General features: G+C 58.4%; 21 protein-coding genes. 19 read left to right on the top strand and 2 right to left on the bottom strand.

Translation table 11 applies throughout. The features are described 5' to 3' along the window. From QZT71_RS07380 to QZT71_RS07415, 8 genes are all read left to right on the top strand, one after another. A partial coding sequence (locus QZT71_RS07380) for a translocation/assembly module TamB domain-containing protein (RefSeq protein ID WP_295914491.1) occupies positions 1–2667 on the top strand: 2667 nt, incomplete at its 5' end. A gap of 144 nt (positions 2668–2811) precedes the next feature. Further along, positions 2812–3486: a MotA/TolQ/ExbB proton channel family protein gene (locus QZT71_RS07385; RefSeq protein ID WP_295914534.1), complete on the top strand. Its 675-nt coding sequence runs from the start codon at positions 2812–2814 to the stop codon at positions 3484–3486. A 6-nt stretch (positions 3487–3492) separates the two neighbouring features. Then, complete coding sequence (locus QZT71_RS07390) at positions 3493–3900, top strand: biopolymer transporter ExbD (protein ID WP_295914537.1); 408 nt, start codon at positions 3493–3495, stop codon at positions 3898–3900. Between the two features lie 251 nt (positions 3901–4151). Then, on the top strand, positions 4152–4847 hold the full coding sequence (locus QZT71_RS07395; RefSeq protein WP_295914540.1) for an energy transducer TonB: 696 nt from the start codon (positions 4152–4154) through the stop codon (positions 4845–4847). Positions 4848–4857: 10 nt separating this feature from the next. After that, positions 4858–5304 (top strand): DUF1573 domain-containing protein, encoded by a 447-nt coding sequence (locus QZT71_RS07400; RefSeq protein ID WP_295914542.1) that lies wholly within the window; start codon positions 4858–4860, stop codon positions 5302–5304. Positions 5305–5456: 152 nt separating this feature from the next. Beyond that, positions 5457–6764, top strand: a complete 1308-nt coding sequence (locus QZT71_RS07405) for an amidohydrolase (RefSeq protein WP_295914544.1) — start codon at positions 5457–5459, stop codon at positions 6762–6764. A 192-nt stretch (positions 6765–6956) separates the two neighbouring features. Continuing rightward, positions 6957–7406 carry a GNAT family N-acetyltransferase gene (locus QZT71_RS07410; protein ID WP_295914547.1) on the top strand — a complete coding sequence of 150 codons (450 nt, stop codon included), beginning with the start codon at positions 6957–6959 and terminating at the stop codon, positions 7404–7406. Positions 7407–7639: 233 nt separating this feature from the next. Further along, positions 7640–8665: a Gfo/Idh/MocA family oxidoreductase gene (locus tag QZT71_RS07415; RefSeq protein ID WP_295914550.1), complete on the top strand. Its 1026-nt coding sequence runs from the start codon at positions 7640–7642 to the stop codon at positions 8663–8665. 308 nt (positions 8666–8973) lie between these two features. On the opposite strand, the gene QZT71_RS12550 is transcribed toward QZT71_RS07415, so the two are convergent. Further along, on the bottom strand, positions 8974–9168 hold the full coding sequence (locus tag QZT71_RS12550; protein ID WP_363150823.1) for an HU family DNA-binding protein: 195 nt from the start codon (positions 9166–9168) through the stop codon (positions 8974–8976). Positions 9169–9336: 168 nt separating this feature from the next. Between QZT71_RS12550 and QZT71_RS07420 the strand changes: the two genes are divergently transcribed. From QZT71_RS07420 to QZT71_RS07435, 4 genes are read left to right on the top strand one after another with little or no spacing between them, the layout of a single operon-like run. After that, positions 9337–10137: a hypothetical protein gene (locus tag QZT71_RS07420; RefSeq protein WP_295914552.1), complete on the top strand. Its 801-nt coding sequence runs from the start codon at positions 9337–9339 to the stop codon at positions 10135–10137. A 5-nt stretch (positions 10138–10142) separates the two neighbouring features. After that, positions 10143–10364: a hypothetical protein gene (locus tag QZT71_RS07425; protein ID WP_295914555.1), complete on the top strand. Its 222-nt coding sequence runs from the start codon at positions 10143–10145 to the stop codon at positions 10362–10364. A gap of 32 nt (positions 10365–10396) precedes the next feature. After that, entirely contained in the window at positions 10397–11170 is a 774-nt protein-coding gene (locus QZT71_RS07430; RefSeq protein ID WP_295914558.1) for a hypothetical protein, read from the top strand. Then, positions 11164–11898 (top strand): hypothetical protein, encoded by a 735-nt coding sequence (locus QZT71_RS07435; protein ID WP_295914562.1) that lies wholly within the window; start codon positions 11164–11166, stop codon positions 11896–11898. Before QZT71_RS07430 ends, QZT71_RS07435 begins: the two co-directional genes overlap by 7 nt. Before the next feature lie 257 nt (positions 11899–12155). On the opposite strand, the gene QZT71_RS07440 is transcribed toward QZT71_RS07435, so the two are convergent. Continuing rightward, positions 12156–14189, bottom strand: coding sequence for an alpha-amylase family glycosyl hydrolase (locus tag QZT71_RS07440; protein WP_295914564.1), 2034 nt, complete (start codon positions 14187–14189; stop codon positions 12156–12158). A 94-nt stretch (positions 14190–14283) separates the two neighbouring features. Here QZT71_RS07440 and QZT71_RS07445 point away from each other — a divergent pair, with 94 nt between their 5' ends. From QZT71_RS07445 to QZT71_RS07475, 7 genes are all read left to right on the top strand, one after another. Further along, positions 14284–15966: a peptide MFS transporter gene (locus tag QZT71_RS07445; RefSeq protein ID WP_295914569.1), complete on the top strand. Its 1683-nt coding sequence runs from the start codon at positions 14284–14286 to the stop codon at positions 15964–15966. Positions 15967–16074: 108 nt separating this feature from the next. Then, a complete protein-coding gene (locus QZT71_RS07450) occupies positions 16075–18132 on the top strand; it encodes an ATP-binding protein (protein WP_295914570.1) in 2058 nt (685 codons plus the stop codon). A 300-nt stretch (positions 18133–18432) separates the two neighbouring features. Then, positions 18433–18978 carry a TetR/AcrR family transcriptional regulator gene (locus QZT71_RS07455; protein WP_295914573.1) on the top strand — a complete coding sequence of 182 codons (546 nt, stop codon included), beginning with the start codon at positions 18433–18435 and terminating at the stop codon, positions 18976–18978. A 1-nt stretch (position 18979) separates the two neighbouring features. Continuing rightward, a complete protein-coding gene (locus QZT71_RS07460; RefSeq protein WP_295914576.1) occupies positions 18980–20323 on the top strand; it encodes a TolC family protein in 1344 nt (447 codons plus the stop codon). 27 nt (positions 20324–20350) lie between these two features. Next, complete coding sequence (locus tag QZT71_RS07465) at positions 20351–20725, top strand: biotin/lipoyl-binding protein (protein WP_295914579.1); 375 nt, start codon at positions 20351–20353, stop codon at positions 20723–20725. A gap of 3 nt (positions 20726–20728) precedes the next feature. Further along, complete coding sequence (locus QZT71_RS07470) at positions 20729–21364, top strand: efflux RND transporter periplasmic adaptor subunit (protein WP_295914605.1); 636 nt, start codon at positions 20729–20731, stop codon at positions 21362–21364. Between the two features lie 15 nt (positions 21365–21379). Further along, positions 21380–24520, top strand: coding sequence for an efflux RND transporter permease subunit (locus tag QZT71_RS07475; RefSeq protein ID WP_295914581.1), 3141 nt, complete (start codon positions 21380–21382; stop codon positions 24518–24520). Positions 24521–24601: the final 81 nt, after the last annotated feature.

Below are 24601 nucleotides of genomic sequence, written 5' to 3' on the forward strand. Positions count from 1 at the left end.
CAGGCGCCCCGCGACCGCCGCGCCGCCCTGGCCGACGACTACTCGCTGCTTTCCATCGACATCCGCCATATCGACCCCATTGCCGACGCCGTGTCGTCCGGCCTGCAGATTGCCGACGGCTCGTCGCTGCAGCTGCTCTTCAATCCGGCCAGCGACCAGCTTTCGCTCAAAGCCACCTCGGAATACATCGAGCGCAAACGGATGCTGGCCACGCGCCTGAACGTCAACGCCTCGAACCGGGGCGATTCGCTCACGGTCTACGCCTCGGCCGAAGACCTCTACGCCGGGGTGCTCCACCTGCCGCGCCTGTCGCTCACGGGCGGCGCGAAGCAGGGCCGCGTGCAGGTTTCCGCCGGGTTCAACGATACGCTGCGCAAGGTTTCGGGCCTGCTGGGTGTACGGGCCGAGGTCGTCGACGAAAACGGCCCCAACGGCCGTGTGATGGATTTGCGTATCCTGCCCTCGCACATTACGCGCGGCGCCAAGACCTGGCAGATTTACGCCCGGAAGATACAACTCGACACGACGCGAATCGTAATCGACCGGTTTTTCGTGATGAACCGCGAGCAGGAGCTGCTCGTGGACGGTATCGCCTCGCGAAGCCGCGACGACTCCGTCACGCTGCGCCTGCGGAACTTCGACCTGGCACCCTTTACGCAGGTCGCCGAACGCATGGGATACGTCATCGAGGGACGCACCAACGGCTCCGCGGCGATGAAGTCCGTGCTTCATGCGGGCGAGATTACCGCCGACATCCTGCTCGACAGCCTCGAGGTGAACGACATCCCCGCCCCGCCCCTGCGCCTGGCCTCGCGCTGGGACTTCATGCGCAACCGTGCGGGGGTGACCGTCACCGACCGCCACAAGCGCGATACGCTCATCCGGGGATTTTACGCTCCCGAGCAGGTGCGCTACTACGCCCGCCTGGACGTCGACAGCCTCGATATGGGGCTGCTCGATCCCATCCTGTCGGGCGTGATCTCCGAAACCGGGGGCCTCGCTTCGGCCGAACTGGTGCTCCAGGGCCAGCGCCGCGACGCCGACCTGACGGGCCGTATCCGCGTTTCGGGGCTCTCCACCAAAGTGGATTTCACGCAGGTGACCTACACCATGCCCGAGGCCGTGCTCGACGTCAAGGGCAACCGCTTCCGGGCCTCGAACGTTCCGGTGTTCGACCCCGAGGGCAACCGGGGGCGTTTCGACATCGATTTGAGCCTGCAGCACCTTTCGAACATCGCCTACGACGTGCGCGTGGCGCCCCGGCAGATGCTGGTGCTCGATACCGACGCGCGGGACAACGACTATTTTTACGGCAAGGTCTACGCCACGGGCTCCGCACGCATCTCGGGCGACAAGGGACTGGTGAACATGGACATCGCCGCCACGACCGACGACCGTTCGTCGTTTTTCATGCCGCTGTCTAGCAAGTCGAATCTTTCGAATGCCGATTTCGTGGTCTTCAAGGAGCCCGTGAAAGTCGATACGGTCGACAACCTGGCCCGCAAGAAGATGATGTTCGAGCGCAAGCAGCGGCAGAAATCCGCCGCCGCCAACCAGATGAACATCGCGCTGGCGCTCAACGTACAGCCCGGCGTCGAGGTCGAACTGACCGTGTCGGGCAACACCCTCAAGGCCCGGGGCGAGGGGACGCTCAACCTGCAAATCAACCCCCGCTCGAACGTTTTCGAGATGTACGGCGACTATACCATCACCGAGGGAAGTTTCCTCTTCTCGCTGCAGAACATCATCAACAAGAAGTTCGTCATCGAGAACGGCTCGACGATTCAGTGGACGGGGGCGCCGATGGACGCCATGCTCGACATCGACGCCATCTACAAGCTCAAGGCGTCGCTCCAGCCCCTGCTGCAGAGTACGACCGGCAGCATGACGGCCGACCGCTCGGTGCCCGTGGAGTGTGTCATCCACCTCGGCGACCGGCTCTCCAACCCGGCGGTCACGTTCGACGTGCACGTTCCCGGCACCGACCCCGAAACGCAGGCCGTGATAGCCAACGCCCTCGCCACGCCCGAAACGGTCGATACGCAGTTCGCCTACCTGCTGCTGTTCAACAGCTTCATGGGCGAGAACAGCTCGGCGTCGTCGAATATCGGCGCTTCGGTTTCGGCCGCCACGGGACTGGAATTCGTGTCGAACATGGTGAGCAACCTGCTTTCGAACGACGACTACAACATCGTCATCCGCTACCGTCCCAAGTCGGAGCTGACGAGCGACGAGGTGGACTTCGGCCTCTCGAAGAGCCTTATCAACAACCGCCTGTTCGTCGAGGTCGAGGGCAACTACCTGATCGACAACAAGCAGGCTGTCAACAACTCGATGTCAAACTTCATGGGCGAAGCCTACATCACCTACCTGATAGACCGGGCGGGAACGCTCAAACTGAAGGCTTTCACGCAGACCATCGACCGCTTCGACGAGAACCAGGGTTTGCAGGAAACGGGCGTCGGGATCTATTTCAAGGAGGACTTCGATAACTTCAAAGACCTCCGCAGGCGCATCAAGGAGCGCTTTACCAACAAGAAACGCAAGGCCCGGCGCGAAGCGCGCCGCACGGCCGCACGGGAAGAAAAAGAGCGGCAGCGGCAGGCGGCGGATACGCTTTCGGCCGCCGGATACGTTAAAGATGAAAGGGATGCACGCAATGAATAGTCGGGCTTACACCGGTTGCGCTGCGGCGGGCTTCCGCACAGGGCGGCCGCGGTGCCGGACGAAAAAAGGCGGACCCGGCAGCGGGCGGGCCCGGAACGGACAAGACGAAATTCAACAATAAAATTTAACTATTTACAAAACGTTATGATGACATTTTTACAGGCTGCCGAGGCGGTGGCCGCGAGTGAGGAAACCCGTATGGGACTGTGGACGCTGTTTACCAAGGGCGGTTGGCTGATGTGGCCGCTGCTGGCGCTGGGCGGCGTGACGATTTTTATCTTCGTGGAGCGCTTTATGGCCATCCGCAAGGCTTCGGTGCTGGACATGAATTTCATGAACCGCATCCGCGACTACATCTCCGACGGCAAAATCCAGACCGCCGTCAACCTCTGCAAGAAGACCGACACGCCGATTGCCCGCATGATCGAAAAGGGCATCGAGCGCATCGGCCGCCCGATGAGCGACGTGCAGACCGCCATCGAGAACGTCGCCAACCTCGAAGTGTCGAAGCTCGAAAACGGACTGCCGTTCCTGGCGACGATTGCCGGCGGTGCGCCGATGATCGGTTTCCTGGGTACGGTGCTCGGTATGGTGCAGACCTTCATGGACATGTCGGCCGCCGGGGGTACCGTCGACCTCGGACTGCTGTCGAGCGGTATGTACGTGGCGATGGTGACTACGGTCATGGGCCTTATCGTCGGTATTCCGGCTTACTTCGGTTACAACTACCTCGTGGCACGTATCGAAAAGCTGGTTTTCCAGATGGAGGCCAACTCGATCGCGTTTATGGATATCCTGAATCAACCCGTTCAAAAATAACGCGTTATGGCAATCAAACACGGATCGAAAGTCGATAAATCCTTTTCGGCCTCGTCGATGACAGACCTGATGTTCCTGCTGCTGCTCTTCCTGCTCATCGCCACGACGCTGATTAACCCCAACGCCCTGAAGCTGATGCTGCCCAAGAGTTCCAACCAGCTCAAGGACAAGGCGATGACGACGGTGTCGATACAGGATACGGGCCGCGGCAAGTACAGGTACTACGTCGAGTTGCAGGACGTGGGTTCGGTCGACGGCGTGGAGCGTGCGCTCAAGGAGCGGCTCGACGGACAGAAGGAGCCCACCGTTTCGCTGCACGCCGACAAGACGGTGGCCTGGGACGAGATTATCAAGGTGATGAATGTCGCCAAGGACAACGGGTACAAACTTATCGCGGCCACTTCGCCGGAATAGCCGGGGCGTCCATTCCGGTTGCGGCGCGGAAATTGCCGCCGGAGCGGAAGCCTTTTCAGGCAGCGGCACCTCGCCGAAATCCGGAGCGCGCCGGCATGCCGGCCGGTGATTCGGCGGTTGAATTCCGGCACATGCGACAAGCCCCTCCCGAAGGGGAAATCCGGGGTGGGCCGGACTGTATGCGGGGCGAAGTCCCCGGGTAAGGCCTCCGGGCGCACAGGAACAAATGATGAATTGAAAAGAAGTATTCTATGTACTATTACGACCCGAACGACAAATCGCCCCGCAGGTGGGCGATGATTGCGGCGGCGGCCTATGCGCTGCTGCTGGCCGTTTCGTTCGCATTGGTTTCGTTCGATTTCCGGCAGATTCACGACAAGCCGGGCGATACGATTCTGGTTGACTTCACGGAGCCGCCGAAGCCCGAGCCGCCGAAGCCGCCCGTCAGGACGGCCACCGAACCGCGCGTGCACGACAAGGCGGCCCCCGTGGAGCAGACGGCACAGGTCGCGGGCAAGGACGAGGTGACCCAGACGCCCAATCCCAAAGCGCTGTTCAAGATGAACAAGGGCGGCGTGGACGAGCCCGACAATGCGGGCAATCCCCATGCCCCCGAGGGCGAGGACAAGGCGAGCGGCACCGGCCCGGGGCTGAATCCCGACGGGCTGGATCAGCTCGACCAGGGGTTGCAGGGGCGCGGACTGGTCGGCAACCTGCCTAAACCAGAGCAACCTACAAATAAAAGTGGGATAGTGCTTATTCGAGTGACGATAGATGCTTCGGGGCGGGTTACAAGCGCCGCTTATGAGCCGAAAGGGTCTACAACATCCGATGTAGAATTGGTGAACGAAGCTCGAAAAGCTGCACTTAAAACGAGGTTTAGTGAGCGCCGGGCTGTGATTGAAGGCGGCATAATAACTTATATTTTTAAGTTAAAAGCGGAATAAAATTTGAGCGATGAGAATATTACTGCTGACACTTTTAGGAAGCCTGGTTTTTGCGGCGGGCCACGCCCAGCAGAGGCCTGCGGGCGCACACCTGCATATGGAGGTTGCGAGCCACGACTTCGGCGACGTGCCCCGCAAGGGCGGCGACCTCGAGCGCGAGTTCACGTTCACCAACGATGGCACCGTGCCGCTCGTGGTGACGCGCGTCATCACTTCGTGTTCGTGCCTCAAGGCGTCGTATTCCAAGCGTCCCGTCCCGCCCGGCGAGCAGGGCGTGATACGTATCACTTACGAACCCCACAAAAGCGAGCCGGGCGTGTTCAACAAGGTCATCCAGGTCTATTCGAACTCGGTCGACGGGCGCGACGTGATTACCGTGCAGGGCAACTCGATCGACGCGCCGCCGCGGAAGATCAAGACCGACAAGGTGAAAGTGAAATACAAGCAGGGCAAATAGGGCGGCTTGTCCGGCGTTTTCGCCTTGCCGCCTTGCTGCCGGTCGCGGTTGCTGTTCCGGTCGCGGCGCGGGCCCGGGGGCGTTGACGGCAGCTGTTGGCCGCTTGCCGGGAGCCGGCGGCATGACGATGTAATTATGATAATACGTTCGATATGACAATACTTTTCAGCAACGCAACGATTCTGCCGATGACGGCGGCCGGGGACGAACCGCGCACCTTTACGGGGTGGGTGGGCGTCACGGGCAACCGCATCTCCCTGGTCACGGTGTCCGCCGCCGAAGCGGACGCATTCCGCGCTTCCCGTCCGGATGTGCGGGTGGTCGACTGCACGGGCCGGCTCCTGATGCCGGGGCTCGTGAACACCCACTGCCATGCGGCCATGACGCTGCAGCGCAGCTATGCCGACGACATCGCGCTGATGGAGTGGCTGAACGACTATATCTGGCCTTTCGAGGCGCGCCAGACGGCCGACGACGTGGCGCTGGGCATGACGCTCGGCGTGGTCGAGATGCTGCTGGGCGGCGTGACTTCGTTCGTGGACATGTATTACCACGAGAACCGCTGCGTGGAGGTCGCCCGGCGGCTGGGCATCCGTGCGATGCTGGGCTGCAACTACTTCGACAACAACGTCGACGAAGTGCTGCCCGAGGCGGAGAGGGCCGTTGCCCTGGCCGCGGGCTGCGACCGGGTGCAAATCGCCCTCGCGCCCCATTCGCCCTACACCGTGTCGCCCGAAAACCTGCGGCGCGGCAAGGAGCTGGCCCGCAAATACGGGCTGCATTTCATGACCCATATCGCCGAAACGCAGGACGAGGTGCGCATCGTGCGCGAGAAATACGGCATGACGCCCGTCGAGCACCTCGATGCGCTGGGAATGCTGGACGGGCAGACCATCGGTGCGCACTGCATTCACGTCACCGACAGCGACATCGCGACGCTGGCCGCACGCGGCGTGGCCGTGTCGCACAACCCGCAGAGCAACATGAAGATTTCGAGCGGCGTGGCTCCCGTCGAGAAGATGCGCGCCGCGGGTGCGCTGGTGACCATCGGCACCGACGGCACCTGTTCGAACAACGACCTCGACATGTTCGAGGAGCTGCGCACGGCGGCTTTCCTGCAGAAATCCGCCACGGGCGACCCTGTGGCGCTTCCGGCTTACGAGGCGCTGAAGCTGGCGACCGTCAACGGCGCGCGGGCGATGGGGTATGCCGACGGGGAGCTGGGCATCGTCCGCGAGGGGGCGCTGGCCGACCTGATTGTCGTCGATTTGCAGAAACCCCATTTGCAGCCGGTGCACGACCTGGTTTCGAACCTCGTCTACTGCGGCAAGGCGTCGGACGTCGATACGGTGATGGTCGACGGCCGTATCGTGGTCGAAAACCGCCGTATCGGGGATGTCGACCTGCCCAAACTCTATGCCGACGTCGCCGCGGCCGTAAAGCGCATAACCGGAAAATAATCGGTTTGACGCCCGGACGGGGTGCCTCCGCGGGCCGTTGCAGGGTGCTGTGTTTTGCCGCATGCCGCTGTGCTGCGAGTGGCGGCATCATTGAAAATATACGTCCGTTCCGGTGCGGGCTACCCGGTGCATGCCGCGGTGTGCGGCCGGGCGGCATAATCGCAAAATAACCCGTTTGGCCGTAACCGCCTTATGAAAATCGTTTCCGTGCGGGAGAATCCCGAATTCGCTGATGAAGCCGTGCGCTACGTTTCGGCCTGCTGGCCCGAGGTGCCGCCCGTCCTTTACGAAGACTGCATCCGCCACGCCGTCGGGGCCGCAGGGCCGCTGCCGCAATGGTACCTGCTGGTGGCGGACGGTGAAATCGGGGGCTGTGCGGGGCTGATTACCAACGACTTCATCAGCCGGATGGATTTGTGGCCGTGGGCCTGCGCCCTCTATGTCGACGAGCGGCTGCGCGGGCATGCCTACGGGCGGTCGCTGCTCGAACGTGCGGCTGCGGACGCCCGCAGGGCGGGATTTAGGACAATGTACCTCTCGACCGACCATGTCGGGCTTTACGAGAAATGGGGATTCCGCTATATCGGGCAGGGCTATCATCCGTGGAACGAAGAGTCGCGGATTTACGGACTCGGATTATAACGGAAAGCAAGACCGGAGCGGGGAACCCCGTATTTGCGGAGCATGCCGGAACGAAAAGCAATCGCGCAGTGCCGGGGGCGAAACCGGGCATGCGGGTGGAGGTTATAACGCAAGGTTGTCTTGCGGGACGGGGAATTCCGGAACCGGCCGGCAGATTATCATGAAAAGTTATCCTTCGGGACGGGGAACCGCGGATTCGGCAGGGGGATTATAACGAAAAGTAATAGGATATTATGAAAGGAAAAATTCGCTTCGGGGTGATCGGCACGGGTTTCATCGCCGACTGGGTGATTGCCGGGGCCCGGCAGGACGCGCGGTTCTGCCTGACGGCGGTATGCTCGCGCACGCAGGAGCGGGCCGACGCCTTTGCCGCCAGGCACGGAATACCGCATACGTTCACGTCGCTGGAGCAGATGGCGCGCAGCCCGTTCGTCGATGCCGTGTATATCGCTACGCCCAACTGCCTGCACGCATCGCAGAGCATCCTCTGCATGCGGCACGGCAAACACGTGCTGTGCGAGAAGCCGCTGGCGTCCAATGCGCGCGAGGCGCGGGCGATGGTCGAAGCTTCGCACGAATACGGGGTCACGCTGATGGAGGCGATGATTTCGACGCTCAATCCCAATTTCCGGATTGTCCGGGAATACCTGCCCCGGCTCGGCACGATCCGCCGCTATTTCGCCTCGTTCTGCCAGTACTCCTCGCGCTACGACAAGTTCAAGGAGGGTGTCGTGCTCAACGCGTTCCGGCCCGAGCTGTCGAACGGCGCCATGATGGACATCGGCGTTTATACGGTCTATCCGATGGTGGCGCTGTTCGGCCGCCCTGAAAAAATCGATGCACAGGGGATTGTCCTCTCCTCGGGCGCCGACGGGCAGGGGGCTGTCAATTTCCAGTACGGGGAGATGAATGCCACGGTGCTCTACTCCAAGATTGCGGATTCGTACCTGCCGACGGAGATCGAGGGCGAGGCGGGCAACCTGCAGTTGGATGCCATTCACACCGCGCGCGAGGTGATTTGGATTCCGCGTCGGGCAGCCGCTTCGGGCCGGGGGCCGGCTCCCGAGCGCAAATCGGTCGGCGTCGCCCTGGAGCGCGATGCGTACTATTACGAGATCGCCGAATTCATCGACCTAATCGAACAGGGGAAACTCGAATCGGAGGTCAACAGCCATGAGAATTCCCTCGCCACGATGGAAATCGTCGACGAAGTCCGCCGCCAGTTGGGCGTGGTTTATCCCGCCGACGGGGTGCGGTAGGCGGGGATGGCTTTTTCACGCCGACAGGGACCATCCTGCGAAACAGGCGGTGTGCCGTGCGGGCGAAAGTGCCTGCATTCCCGGAAGTTATGCCATGCGGGTTGCGGGCCTGTGTTGCCGGGAGGAATATTGCGGATGGCGGTGCAGCAGATGCGTTGCGCGGACAGTGGCCTGCGGGGCTGGAGTTGCGTTGCCTGAACGGTCGGGCCTGTGGTATGGGATGCAATGGCGTGCGGGCGAAGTGCCTGCCGAATATACGATAACGAAGAGGCGCGCCCGTCGGGAGCGCCTCTTTCCGCACCCTTTTTTTAACTACGAAAGTGCCGAATTGACGAAGGAAAACATCCTCTTGCTTGAGTATCGGGTTTTTTCACTCCTTCCATAAATGCCTCGACAACGGTCGACACGACCGCTTTTTCATAACCGGTACATTTCGCGATCTCCGATATGACATCTTGTTTTGTCATGGTATTCTTATTTTTCATTTGTCCCCGACCGTGCATTTCGAGACCTTGAAAACGCCTTTTTAATCCCTGAAAGCGTTTGTAATGATTTTTTTTGAAACGAATGTTGATTTTCAGTCGATTGCAAGGGCGTTGTAAGATGTGACTTTTGTCGGGCCTGTGGAATTATGTGTTATCTTTGATAACAAGGATAACCCACTCTGCGACATGAACGAAACATTGCTCCTCCTGCTTTTCTGTCCTGTCCTGCGCTCGACAGCACAAGCCCAACGTCCGGACATTTCCCGCTTTGAAACGGCTTACACCGAAATCGCGGATATGCTCGACGGGAAAGCCGCCTTGAGTATAAAACGCGCCGTATTCCTTGCCGAATGGGCGTACCTCGACGGAAATCTCGATTATGACTGGTTTTGTAGTAAAATAGACTCTGCCGTAGTTTTCTTAAATGGTTTTATGAAAGCCAATGGACTGGACAAGTACAAGACCGGTAAGAATATAGCCATCATCGAATATTTCTTCAATCCCTGGTCGGGCAACGGTCATAAACCGTTCTCCTACGACCATAACGACATGGACAGCAAGCAGGATTTTACCCAACAATTCGTCAGCAAACTGATCCAAACACATAAGGGGCAATGTCGCTCATTGCCTTACTATTATAAGATTCTGGCCGAAGCTGTCGGCGCCGAGGCATATATTGCCTATGCGCCGATCCATTCATTTATACGCTACCCTGATGCTGACAACCTTTTTCCTGAAGATTGGGTGAACGTGGAGTTGACCACCCATCAATATACACCGGAATTCTACTACATCGAATCTTTCGAGATAAACGAAAAAGCGTTGCAAAACAAGGTTTATCTTCATCCGCTGACCGACCGGGAAACCGTAGCTGCACAGTTTTCCGATTTAGCATTCGCCTATACCATTATGGGGTGTATGACGACTTCACCTGGTTGTGTTCCTCCAAGTCGTTTGACTATTATCCACAGCACTACAATACCCTGATAACGATGGGTAAATCCCTCGATGTTGCATTAGGCCGGTATTTGGAAAACAATGGGAATAAAGTGGATGAATATGTTCTGTCGCTTGAAAAGAAATCAGGAGCGTTATACGAGCAGTTGCTTGCTATGGGATGGGAACAACTCGACGAGGAGTATTTCAAGCGGCTCGATTGGAAAAACGAGGTGGCGAAGAAAATTCTCGAACAAACCGGAGGAATAAAACTATAATCAGAATATAAACCACTCAAAACTTTACTATTATGAAAACAAAACGATTATTTATTTTGACAGCAATTATTTGCATGGCCTCATTATTTTCTGTAGATTTGGCATACGCATACCATCCGGTGTCACCGTATGCGTTCACGGGTGGTAATCCGGTAAGCAGAATCGATCCAGACGGGCAGGATTGGTATTCGACGACCGATAAAGAGGGAAGTGTATCCTACCATTACACCGAGGATTATCGCTCCCAAAGAGATTTGAAGAAGGCGGGTATCGAAGGTACATATATCGGAATGACTGGTAAGACGAATGATGGCAGTCAATATTTGAGTTTATTTGGCTCGCAGGTCAATACAATGACTGCCGGCGGTCAAAAGAATCTCGCTGCTGAGATGGTTGCGAATATAGATAACGCGATTATCAATTCTTATGAAGCTGATTATTATAACAATCAGGCAAATAGAGACCCCTTTAATAGTGAAGCGTATAGCGGTGGTACGAATATGGGTATTTCAATGGCCGTAACTCCGAGCATGGTTAGCAGAGGGGTAAATGTGTTTCATTTTGGTTACGCAGGGGGCAAAGTCAGATATGAGGTAAACAATGATATGCAAGGTCAATCATTGGATTGGCAAGATGGCAAAGTTGGGCCTGTGGGAGGATATTTTATGACCATTGGCACAGGAGCAAATGTTATTATTCAAAGGGGTGATAGAAATAGATCGGTCAATTGGATTTTCCCGAATACTCAATCGTGGCAGAATGTACGAAATAGAGCAAACAAACTATTAAATAATAGACAATGGTAAGAATTACGAAATCAATACTTATTATCTTATTGCTTTATATTGGTGTTTCATGTAGTGTAAATAAAAAGGCAATCCAATCCAATCAAGACGAAATCACGTTGATTAAAACTAAATATAATAAAAAAGAAATGCTTAGTTTTAATCTTTGGCGTACACTGAATGTGTACAACTCAATCTATTTGCGATGCCCAAGAAGAGTTGACGATCTAATAGTATTAATTGAAAGATTGGGAGAAGACTATCAGATGATTAACGAAAATGCGTATCAATTTCTAAAAAAAAATAGGAATAATTTAATTTTTGTTATCTCTCCTGACTCTGTGACTACTATTTACAGAGGCAAAATAACAGACCAGCGTATTGTGGAAAGGGCCGAATTTGCAAGTCCGTGTAACTCTGTTGATATGTCTCTTGTTGACTTCTTTGATGAAGATGGTTTGTATGTTTCACGTGATTCTTTGTCTTCCGAAGTTGTTCAGAGATTGTACAGAGAATATTGGAGCTATTCTTATGCAACGAGAGACAATCCCGGCAATAAAATACTTTTTGAGAAAACAAAATTCGAATACACCCCAAATAGTTTAAAAGATTTATGTGGGAATGAGTTGTTGGACATAAATCGATCTCCGCTTATTAAAAATACATTCAATTACTTAGACAGTCTTGCCCGCGCAAACAATTTCTCCAGAATCATTGCGTCAGGTTTTATTGATAGGTATTGTTTGTAACCTTTCTCGGATTATCCTCTCGATACAACTCAAAAAGCAAGGCGCAGGATAAATCCCTGCGCCTTGTATTGTTACATGATGGAGGGCCTAAAATACGGTCATCTTCCGCTCGGCCAACTTCTCCCGCTCGGTATTTTTGTAGTGGTTCTTCCAGATCGTCATCGGACTGTTCCCGGCCATCCCGGCCGCGGCATACGGGGAGCCGCTGTCGTCGACCGTTCGAGGGATGAAACTGCCGCGGGCGGAATATATGGCGGCTATTTCTTCCTCAGGTAGACCGTCGCTGTGCGCGAGGTGTTGTAGATGCGGATGTGGGGCCGCCGGGTGTTGTCGCCGTCCCGGGCGGGGAACGAGAAATGCGCTGCGTCCATCGCCTGCCGTTCCTGGCCGCCGAACCGCCGCTCGTCGGTCGAGAGCACCGGAACGTACTTGCCCGGCGCCTGCACGGGCACCTCGTAGTCGGGAACCGATGTGGAGGGGTGCCAGTTGAAGACGAACAGCAAATCGCCGTGCGAGAAGGCCATCGTCTTGTTGCACTCGTCCATCAAGAGGTTCCAGGCGTAGCCGTCGGCGAGCACCTTGTAGCGCTTCACCAGCTTGAGCATCGCCTTGTCGAAATCACCCAGCCATGCGTAGCGCAGGAACCCGTTTTTCGCCAGCGACCACTGCCGCCGGGCGTGGGCGTAGCTCCAGCCGTTGCCCTCGCGCGGGAAGTCAATCCACTCGGGGTGCCCGAACTCGTTGCCCATGAAGTTGAGGTAGGCCTGTCCGCCCGTCGAGACGGTCATCAGGCGGATCATCTTGTGCAGGGCCATGCCGCGGTCGATTACGACGCTCTGCGACGCCCGGTTCATGTGGTCGTACATCTCCTTGTCCATCAGGCGGAAGGCCAGTGTTTTGTCACCCACCAGCGCCTGGTCGTGCGACTCGGCGTAGGCCACGGTCTTGACTTCCGGCAGGCGGTCGGTCAGGACGTTCCACATCTCCCAGATATTCCACTCCTCGTCGGGCACCTCTTTGAGCTGTTTGATCCAGAAGTCGGGGATGGCCATTCCCAGCCGGTAGTCGAAGCCGACGCCACCGTCGGCGATGGGGATGCACATGCCCGGCATGCCGCTCACGTCCTCGGCAATCGTGACGGCCGCGGGGCGGAAGTCGTGCACCAGGCGGTTGGCGAGCGTCAGGTAAGTCAGCGCGTCGCCGTTGACACCCTCGTCGAAGAACCGTTCGCGGCAGTCGAAATCGACATAGCCGTGGTGGTGGTATATCATCGAGGTCACGCCGTCGAAGCGGTAGCCGTCGAAATGGAATTCGTCGAGCCAGTATTTGACGTTCGAGAGCAGGAAGTGCTGCACCTCGTCCTTGCCGTAGTCGAAGAGTTTCGAGTCCCAGTAGGGCTGGTAGCCCGCCTTGCCGGGCAGCGAGTACTGGTGGTCGGTGCCGTCCAGTTCGTTGATGCCCTCGTTGAGGTTGCTGACGTAGTGGGCGTGCACGAGGTCCATGATGACCCCGAGTCCCAGTTCGTGGGCGCGGCGCACCAGCTCCTTGAGCTCCTCGGGCGTGCCGCAGCGCGAAGTGGGGGCGAAGAAGCTCGACACGTGGTAGCCGAATGACCCGTAGTAGGGGTGCTCGGCCACGGCCATGAGCTGTACGGCGTTGTAGCCGTCCTTCTTGATGACGGGGAGTATCTTTTCGGTGAATTCGCGGTAGGTGCCCACGCCCGCTCTCTCCTGTGCCATGCCCACGTGGGCCTCGTAAATCAGGAGGCTGCCGTTTTTCGAAATGTCGAAAGCGTCGCCCCGCCAGTCGAACGGTTCCGGCGCCCAGAACTGGGCCGTGTAGTTTTTCGTCGCCTCGTCCTGCACCACGCGCGCGGCATAGGCCGGGATGCGGTCCATCCAGCCGTTGTCGCCGTGTACGTGCAGTTTGTAGAGCGAGCCGTGCACCAGCCGGTCGCGGTACATGGCCGTGGGGAAAAAGGCGCTCCACACGCCGTGCGCGTCGCGCTGCATGCGCAGCTCGGTGCGCTGCCAGTTGTTGAAGTCGCCGAAGACGTAGACGTCGTGCGCTCCCGGCAGCCACTCGCGCAGCCACCAGCCGTCGAGCACCTCGTCCCGCTGCCAGCCGAAATAGCGGTAGCCGTTGGCGTAGTCGACGAGCGAGCCAGCCGCCTGTCTGATCCTCTCCATTTTGTCCGTATAGCGGGCGTAGCGCCTGTCGAGTTCCTGCTCGGCGGGGAGCAGCCACTCGTCGCGCTCGACGATCGGCAGCCTGCGGGTCGTTTTTTCCATAACCGGTTTTCTAATTATACAAATATATGAAAAATTTTTCTATCTTTGTCAGGCATGAAAAATCGAAACCATACTAAATAAATGAAAAACTGATATGTTTAAAGGACAACCCAAAGGATTGTATGCCCTTTCACTTGCCAACACGGGTGAGCGTTTCGGCTATTATACGATGCTTGCGATTTTCACGCTGTTTTTGCAGGCAAAGTTCGGCTATACGGAAGCCGTAACCACCCAGATTTACGGTATTTTCCTCGCTGCGGTCTATTTCATGCCTTTCTTCGGCGGTATTCTGGCCGATAAGTTCGGATTCGGTAAGATGGTTTCGCTGGGTATCTTCGTGATGTTCGGCGGTTATGCGCTGCTTTCGATTCCGACGGGGACGGGCTTTGCGGCCCAGGCGCTGATGTTCGGCGCGCTGGCGCTTATCGCGTGCGGCACCGGCCTCTTCAAAGGCAACCTCCAGGTGCTGGTCGGCAACCTCTACGACGACCCCGCCTATGCGTCGAAACGCGACAATGCGTTCTCGATTTTCTATATGGCTATCAATATCGGCGCCATGTTCGCTCCCTCGATGGCCAAATGGATCACCAATTACTTCCTGGCCCAGGACGGGCTGGTGTACAACGGGCAGATTCCGGCCCTTGCGCACCAGTTCATGGAGATGGGCGCCAAGATGCCGGCAGAGCCGCTTGCCAAACTCCAGGAGCTGGCCGTGGCAGTCGGCGGCAGCGCCGCAGACCTCGGCACGTTCTCGCACCACTACGTCGAGAAACTCTCGGCGGCCTATAACATGGGATTCGGCGTGGCGTGTGTTTCGCTGGTGATTTCGTACCTGATTTACGTCGGCTTCCGCAAGACGTTCAAGCATGCCGACATGACCGCCAAGCAGCAGGCCGCTTCGGCTGCCGGCGCGGCACAGACGGAACTGACGCCCGCGCAGACCAAGTCGCGCATCACGGCGCTCATGCTCGTCTTCGCCGTGGTGATTTTCTTCTGGATGGCATTCCACCAGAACGGTTCCACGATGACTTTCTTCGCCCGCGATTACACGACGCCCGAGGCTACGGGCATCACCCGCATGGGCTTCGATATTTTCAACCTGGTGCTGGTAATCGTCGGCGTCTATTCGGTCGTCGGCTTCTTCCAGTCGGAAAAAGGACGCGGCAAGTTCATCAGTGCCGTCGTATTCCTGCTCGCCGCCGGGGCGCTTTGGTACCGCTATACGCTGACACCCGATCCGGTGCACATCCTGCCGCAGGAGTTCCAGCAGTTCAATCCGTTCTATGTCGTGGCCCTCACTCCGATTTCGGTGGCTATCTTTACGGCGCTGGCCCGCAAAGGCAAAGAACCCTCGGCGCCGCGTAAAATCGGCATGGGTATGATTATCGCCGCAGGCGGGTTCCTGATTCTGACCCTCGGGTCGGTGGGGCTCATGTCGCCTGTCGAGGTGAAGGCTGCCGGCGCCAGCAACATGTTCGTTTCGCAGGACTGGCTGATTTCGACCTATCTCGTACTGACGTTCGCCGAGTTGCTGCTCTCCCCGATGGGTATTTCGTTCGTGTCGAAAGTGGCGCCTCCCAAGTACAAGGGTATGATGATGGGCTGCTGGTTCGCAGCTACGGCTATCGGCAACTACGCCACGTCGCTTATCGGTTACCTGTGGGGCAGCGGCATGGCGCTGTGGATGGTGTGGAGCGTGCTGATTGTGCTCTGCCTGCTTTCGGCGCTGTTCATTTTCTCGATTATGCGCAAACTGGAAAATGCGACGGCCGCCTGACGGTTCTAATGCTACAAAGGCCCGGAAGATTCTTCCGGGCCTTTTTTTGCCCCGGGCGGGGATAAAACGGCCGCGGGGTTTGTTTACACAGTCCAAAATACTATCTTTGTGAGATGTAATCGTCGCTTTCAGATGTCGTTTCGCTTCCTATATGCCGTCCTGGCGGTTTTCTGCATGGTATTCCCCGTTTGCGCCGAACCGGCGCAGACGCACTCCGCCCCTGCGGCGGACAGCCTCCTGGCGGATTATTACCGGCTGTGCAAAAGCCGGGTCAACACGCCCGAAGGACCCGCGATGTGCGATACGCTTTTCCGGCGGGCGCAGGCGGCCGGAAATGTCCGGATGCAGGCCATCGCCCTCTGCGTGCGGCTGGATCATTTTTATTTCAGGAACGAGCGGGACAGCATCGTCGCCGGGGTGCAGCGCGTACAGGAGTTCTGCCGGAACCATCCGCAGGACGACCTGGACTACTTCTATTATTTCACTTGGTCGAGCCGCCTCATTACCTTTTATATCAAGCAGAACCAGCCCAACACGGCGCTTTACGAAACCCGCCGGATGCTCGAGGAGGCCGAGAAAGACGATTATCCGCTGGGAATCGCCTCCTGTTACCGCATGCTGGCCAACCTCTACCAGATGCAGGGCGCGCCGCGGCTGGCCTACGAGAATTTCCGCCGGCAGATCGACGTGCTCGAACGCAGCGGAGTGGATGACATCAACCTGCCGACGCAGTATGCCGCGATGGCCCAGTGCGCGCTGGAGCTGAACATGCCCGATTCGGCGCTCATGGCGCTGCGCAAGGCCGATTCGCTGCCCCGCAAGACCAATTACCAGAAGTTTACCGTCAACAAGGCGTTCGGTCTCTACTATATCGACCGCAAGGATTTCGAAGCGGCCAAACGGTACGTCGAAGCCTCCGAAAAACTTTTCCGTGACGACCCTTCGCTCCGCTCGTATACGACGGGACTGAGTTACCTCCGTACGCTGTATTACAAGGCGTCGGGGCAGTATGAGAAAGCCCTCGAAGCGGTGATGGACACCCGTCTCGATACGGTGGTCGTAAGCTCCGACTACCACAATTACACGCTGTCGAAGGAGCTCGGCGACATCTACTGGCACATGGGCCGGACGGCCGAGGCGGCGGAGAACTACCGCGCGTATATCCGCCTGTCGGATTCGGTGCGCCGTAACGAAGTGCGGGCCGCCACGGACGATTTTGCGGGCATTCTGGAGATCGGACGCCTGCAGAGCGAAGCCCGCGAGCTGCAGTACGACATCCAGCGCAAACGGCTGCACTACACCTATGCCATTATCGGCCTGCTCGCGTGCATGCTGGTGCTGGGCGGGCTGGTCATCGCGCGGGTCATGACGCTCAACCGGCGGCTGAAAGCCTCCGAGGCCACCGTGCTGAAACAGAACGAGGAGCTGCGCGCCACGGGCGAAGAGCTGCTGCAGGCCAAGGAGAGCGCCGAGCAGGCCAGCCGCATGAAGACCGACTTCATCCGCCACATGTCGCACGAGGTGCGCACGCCGCTCAACTCAATCGTGGGATTTTCGCAGGTGCTGGCTTCGCAGTTCCGCGACATCCCCTCGATGGGCGACTACGCTTCGATTATCGTGTCGAACAGCATGAACCTGCTGCGGCTGATCGACGACGTGCTCGATATCGCCTACCTCGACCAGACCCCCGTGCTGCCGCGCCTGGACGCGGGCCGGCTGAACGAAAGCTGCCGCGAATGCATGGACGAGACGCTGCCGCTGCTCAAGCCGGGCGTGACGCTGATGTTCGAGCCCTCGTCCGGCGATCCCGTCGTGCTGGCCAATGTCAAGCGCATCAAACAGGTGCTCATGCACCTGCTGCACAACGCCGCCAAATTTACCGTACGCGGCGCCGTAACGTTCAACTACACCTGCCTGGTGGAGGAGCAGCTGCTCCGTTTTACGGTGAGCGACACCGGCCCGGGTATTCCCTCCGAACGCCGGGAGGAGGTGTTTGAGCGCTTCGTGAAGCTCGATACGTTCGAGCAGGGGTCGGGGCTCGGACTGCCCATCTGCCGCATGATCGCGGCCAAACTGGGCGGCCGCCTCGAAGTCGATTCCGGCTATACGCAGGGCTGCCGCTTCGTGTTCGAGGTCCCGTTCGACTTTCCCGAAGAGGCTGCCTGACAGGACGAAGAGTCCCCCGAAATCCTTATTCCCAATCCAATCGGCGTGCGACCGGACAACCCGCGTTGTTCGGTTTGTCCGCATTATTCCCTGTCCGGTGCGGAAATTGCCTGAAAAACTCTAAAAAATAAAAAACTTTTTTGGTTTCATAAGTTTTCTTTCTATATTTGTCCCCGACGCTAAAACTGAAAGATTATGACTCCTCCCCAACGAGAACGGATTATCGACCAGGCCATGCAGATGTTCGTGACGCAGGGCATCAAGTCGGTGCGCATGGACGACATCGCGCAGTAGCTCGGCGTGTCGAAGCGGACGCTCTACGAGCTGTTCGGCGACAAAGAGGGTTTGCTCTACCTGGCGATGGAGCGCTATTCCGAGCGCAACCGCCAGCGCTGGACGGAACTTACGGCCGATGCGCACAACGTCCTCGAGGCGATGTTCATGGTGCTGGGCGAAGTGATGGACAATGCGGAGCTGACCCGCCGCATGATGGACAACCTCAAGAAATTCTATCCCGTCGTACACGACAAACTGATGCGCGAGGGGATGGGCAAGAACCGCAGGAGCCTTCGCTGCATGCTCGAACAGGGCATCGCCGACGGCCTTTTCACCGACACGTTCAACATCGACCTGGCCATTTCGGTGCTCTACTACACGGCTTCGGCCATCGTCACGCGCCGGGAGCTGCTGCTGCCGGCCGGGCTGACCGAACGCGAAGCGTTTCTGCAAATCATCAGCAACTTCTTCCGCGGCATCTCGACGGCCAAGGGGTTGCAGCTCATAGACGACAACCTGAAACGGTACGAACTGGCAAAAACGGACAATAAATTGAATTTGGACAAATAGTATGAAAAAACTGATTCTGACATGGTGCCTCGCGGCGGCCGGAGTTTTCGGCGCTTCGGCACAGATGCGCCTTACGCTCGACGAGGCCCTCGACCTGGCGTTGAGCGAAAACCCGACCATCAAGGTCGCCGAAATGGAGGTGCAGCGTTTCGACTACGTCAAGCGCCAGACCTGGGGCAGCTGGATTCCGCAGATTGCGGTGGGCGGAACCTACACCCGCTCGATTGTCAAGCAGAGCATGACCAAGGGGCTTTCGTTCGGCGCCGACAACACGCTCGCCGCGCAGGGCGACGCCACGTGGACGCTTTTCGCACCCGCCGTGTTCCGCACCCTGAAGATGAACGACGTGCAGCGCGCTGCGGCCGTCGAGTCGGCGCGCGCGTCGCGCATCGATTTGGTCGCCGAGGTGAAAAAGTCGTTTTTCAACATCCTGCTGGCCGAGCAGTCGCTCGACGTGCTCCACGAATCGGAGGCCACGGTGCAGCGCACGGTCGACGACACGGAGCTGCAGTATAAGAACGGATTGGCCTCGGAATACGACCTGCTTACGGCGCAGGTGCAGTTGAGCAACCTGAAGCCCTCGATTCTGCAGACCGAGAATTCGATACGCCTGGCCAAGCTGATGCTCAAGATGTACCTGTCGATTCCCGAAGACATCGAAATCGAGGTCGTGGGCGAACTGGACGCCATGCGCGACGCTGTGCTGGCCGGGACGGACGGCATGACCACCGATGTTTCGGAGAACTCCGACCTGCGCAGCCTCGAATTGCAGGAAGATCTGCTCAAGCGCCAGCTCAAGGTGTCCAATGCCAGCCGCTGGCCGACGGTCACCGCATTCTTCACGGCGACCTACACAGGTAACGACATCGACATGACCAAACTGAATTTCGGCGGCACGGGCTCCGAAGGCGGACAGGCCGGCGACGTGCTCGACGGCACCAAATTCTGGTGGCAGCACCCGATGTCGGCAGGCCTGCAGGTGTCGATTCCGATTTTCTCGGGCCTTACGAAGATGAACAAGTCGCGCGAGATTAAGAACCAGATTTCGCAGGTCAGCCTCCAGCGCAGCTATGCACGGCAGCAGGTCGATGTGCAGGTGCGCTCGGCGCTGAACGACCTGCTGACGGCGCGCGAAACGATGTATGCACAGGAGTTGACTGTCGAGCAGGCCCGCAAGGCCTACCGGATTTCCGATACCCGTTACCGTGCGGGCGCGGGCACGATTCTCGAGTTGAACAGCGCCCAACTGTCGCAGACGCAGGCACAGCTGAACTTTTCGCAGGCTATCTTCGACTACCTGACGGCCAAAGCCGAGTACGACCGCATCATCGGCCGGGATAAATAGTATGAAATCGAAAAAACAGATAACAGTATGAAGAAATTAGTAGTTATGTTGGCTGCCGCAGCCGCCCTCGCAGGCTGCACGGGCAAGAAGAAAGCCGCCGAGGTGCAGCAGGACAACCGGGTGCTGACCAGAACCGAGGCGGCCGGCACGGCCATGGTGCAGCTCACCGAGGAGTTCACCTCCGAGATCGAACCCTACAAGGAGAACGACATCACCCCCGCAGCGTCGGGCGTGCATATCGACAAGATTCGGGTCGAAGTGGGCGACCCCGTGCGCGAAGGGCAGCTGCTGGTGACGCTCGACCCCACGCAGTACACCCAGCAGCTGGTGCAGCTCAAGACCGTCGAGGACGATTACAACCGCCTGCTGCCCGTTTACGAGGCCGGCGGTATCTCGGCCTAGCAAATCGAGCAGGCCAAGGCGCAGCTGGACGTGCAGCGTGAGGTGGTCGCCAACCTCAAGAAGAACATCGAAGTGCGTTCGCCGATTTCGGGCGTGGTCACGGCCCGCAACTACGAGTCGGGCGATTTGTTCGCCTCACAGCCGATTCTGCACATCATGCAAATCGACCCGCTGAAAGTCATCGCCAACATTTCGGAGCAGTATTTCCGCCATGTGAAGGTGGGGATGCCCGTCGAGCTGAAAGTGGATATTTTCCCCGACGAAACGTTCACCGGAACGGTGTCGCTGATTTATCCGGCGCTCGATCCCGCGACCCGCACGTTCAAGGTCGAAGTGAAAGTGCCCAACGCCAGGCGTACGCTGCGTCCGGGCATGTTCGCGCGCACGATTTTCAACATGGGGCAGAAAGAGGGCGTCATGGTGCCCGACGTGGCGGTGCAGAAGCAGGTCGGCACGGCCGAGCGCTTTCTCTACGTCATCGTGGGTGACAGCGTAGCCGAACGCCGCCGCGTGGAGGTGGGCCGCCAGGTCGGCGACCGTGTGGATATCCTCTCGGGCGTCAAGGCCGGCGAGCAGGTGGCCGTCACGGCCCTTTCGAAGCTTTACGACGGCGCCCGGACAGAAGTGAAACAGAACTAAAACGGCCCGACGAAGATGAAAATTTACGAAAGTGCGGTCCGGAAACCGGTTTCTACGGTGCTCCTGTTCGTCGGCGTGATGGTCTTCGGACTCTTCTCGCTGATGAACCTCGCCGTGGACCAGTATCCCGAGATCGAGATTCCGCAGATATCGGTCATTACGATGTATCCCGGCGCCAATGCCGCGGAAATCGAAACCAACGTCACCCGTGTGCTGGAGGACAACCTCAATACGGTGAGCAACCTCAAGAAGCTGACTTCCAAGTCGCAGGATAACGTGTCGATGATTACCGTCGAGTTCGAGTACGGCTCCGATTTGAACGAGGGGGCCAACGAGATTCGAGACGTGGTGAGCCGCGTGCAGTCCATGCTGCCCGACGACATCGACTACCCGACGATTTTCAAGTTCTCGACCTCGATGATTCCCGTGATGATGATCGCCGTTACGGCCGAGGAGAGCTACCCGGCCCTGAACAAGCTGCTCGACGACAAGCTGGTCAACGTCCTCAACCGCGTGGACGGCGTAGGCGCCGTGTCGATTATCGGCGCCCCCGAGCGCGAGGTGCAGGTCAACGTCGACCCCGCCAAGCTGGACGCCTACAACCTGACCGTCGAACAGCTCGGGCAGATTATCGCCGCCGAGAACGTCAACATCCCGAGCGGTACGATCGACGTAGGTAACAACACGTTCAACATCAAGGCCGACGGCGAGTTCAAATTGAGCGACGAGTTGCGCAAGGTCGTGGTTTCCAATGCCGGAGGCCGCACCGTGATGCTCTCCGACGTGGCCGAAATCCGCGATACGCTCGAGAAATTCACGATGGACGAGCGCGTCAACGGCAAGCTCGGCGTGCGCGTGATGTTCCAGAAACAGTCGGGCGCCAACACAGTGAATATCGTCCATGAAATCCAGAAGCGCCTGCCCGAGATTCAGAAGACGCTGCCCAAGGATGTGAGCATGGAGCTGATTTTCGAGGGTTCGCAGGAGATTACCGACGCCATCGGCTCGCTGTCGGAAACCATTATGTACGCCTTTATCTTCGTGGTGCTGGTGGTGATGGTTTTCCTCGGGCGGTGGCGCGCGACGCTGATTATCTGTATGACGATTCCCGTGTCGCTGATTTGCTCGTTCATCTACCTCTTCGCCACGGGATCGACGCTCAACATCATCTCGCTCTCGTCGCTCTCGATTGCCATCGGTATGGTCGTCGACGACGCCATCGTGGTGCTGGAGAACATTACGACCCATATCGAGCGCGGCTCCAATCCCAAGGAGGCCGCCATCTACGCCACCAACGAGGTGTGGCTGTCGGTTATCGCCACGACGCTCGTGGTCGTCGCGGTGTTCCTGCCGCTGACGATGGTGCCGGGCATGGCCGGTATCCTGTTCCGCGAGCTGGGGTGGATTGTGACCATCGTCGTGTGCGTTTCGACCACGGCGGCGATTTCGCTGACCCCGATGATGTCGGCCTACCTCCTGAAACTCGAGGGCGGCGTGCACGACTACAAGGGAATCGGCGTCATCTACAAGCCGATAGACCGGGCGCTCGGGTGGCTCGACGACGTGTATGCGCGCTCGCTGAACTGGGTGGTGCGCCACCGCCGGATTACGATTGTTGCGATGATGTCGCTCTTCGTGGTTTCGCTGGGGCTCATATCGCGCGTCCCCACCGAATTCTTCCCGCCCTCGGACAACAGCCGTATTTCGGCCATGGTCGAGCTGGAGCAGAATATCGCCGTGGAGTATACGGCGCGCATCGCCCGGCAGATCGACAGCATCATGTATGCGAAGTACCCCGAAATCGTGCTGGTGTCGGCCTCGGCGGGCGCCAACTCCTCGGACAACGCTTTCGCGGCGATGCAGACCACCGGTTCGCACATCATCAACTACAACATGCGCCTTACCGACGTCGAGGGGCGCGAGCGGTCGATTTACGAGATTTCCGACCTGCTGCGCGAAGACCTCGACCGGATTCCCGAGGTGCGCCAGTATACGATTACCCCGGGCGGTATGTCGGGCAGCATGAGCGGCTCGGCGACGGTCAACATCAAGGTCTTCGGCTACGACATGGACGTGACCAACGCCATCGCCAACGACCTCAAGGAGAAGATGCGCGAGCTGAAAGGCGTGCGCGACGTGAAGCTGTCGCGCGACGACCTGCGGCCCGAGTACAACGTCGTGTTCGACCGTGACCGGCTGGCCTATTACGGCATGAACAGCGCCACGGCCTCGCAGGCGGTGAAGAACCGTATCGACGGCCTCGTGGCTTCGAAATACCGCGAAGACGGCGACGAGTACGACATCGTCGTGCGCTATGCCGAGCCGTTCCGCACTTCGGTGGCCGACGTGGAGAACATCACGCTCTACAATGCGCAGGGCCGTCCCGTGAAGCTCAAGGAGGTGGGCCGCGTGCAGGAGGAGTACGCCGCGCCGATGATCGAGCGCGAGAACCGCCAGCGCGTGATTTCCGTGCAGTCGACGCTCGGCGCCGGCGTCGCCCTGGGCGACGTGGTGGCCGAAGTGGACAAACTGATTGCCGAGTACCACACGCCCGACGGCGTGGATCTCGAGGTGGGCGGTACGGTCGAAGACCAGGGCGACGCTTTCAGCGATCTGGGCGTGCTGTTCATCCTGATTGTCATTCTGGTGTACATCGTGATGGCTACGCAGTTCGAGTCGCTGAAGTTCCCGTTCATCATCATGTTCACCATTCCGTTCGCGTTCACGGGCGTGTTCCTCGCGCTGTGGATGACCTCCACGCCGCTGTCGCTCATCGCCCTGATCGGCGCCATCATGCTGGTGGGTATCGTGACCAAGAACGGTATCGTGATGGTCGACTACATGAACCTTTTGGTGGAGCGCGGCTCGGGCGTCTTCGACGCGGTGATTGCCGGCGGTAAGAGCCGTCTGCGCCCCGTGCTGATGACCTCGTTCACGACCATCCTGGGTATGCTGCCGCTGGCGATCGGCACGGGTGCCGGTTCGGAGACGTGGCAGCCGATGGGTATCGCCGTAATCGGCGGCCTCACGTTCTCGACCCTGCTGACGCTGTTCATCATTCCCGCGCTCTATTCGGTGCTCGTCAACCGTTCGCAGCGCAAGGAGAAAGAGAAACTGGCCCGCCTTGCCGCCGAACACCAGGCAAGCAGGCATTGACGATAATAGAAACGACGGGCAGTCGGACGCCGTCGCCATGCCCCGGACGGTTCGGATGCACGGTTTTGGGCCGTGCATCCG

The sequence above is a fragment of the uncultured Alistipes sp. genome (assembly GCF_902388705.1).
Classification (GTDB): domain Bacteria; phylum Bacteroidota; class Bacteroidia; order Bacteroidales; family Rikenellaceae; genus Alistipes.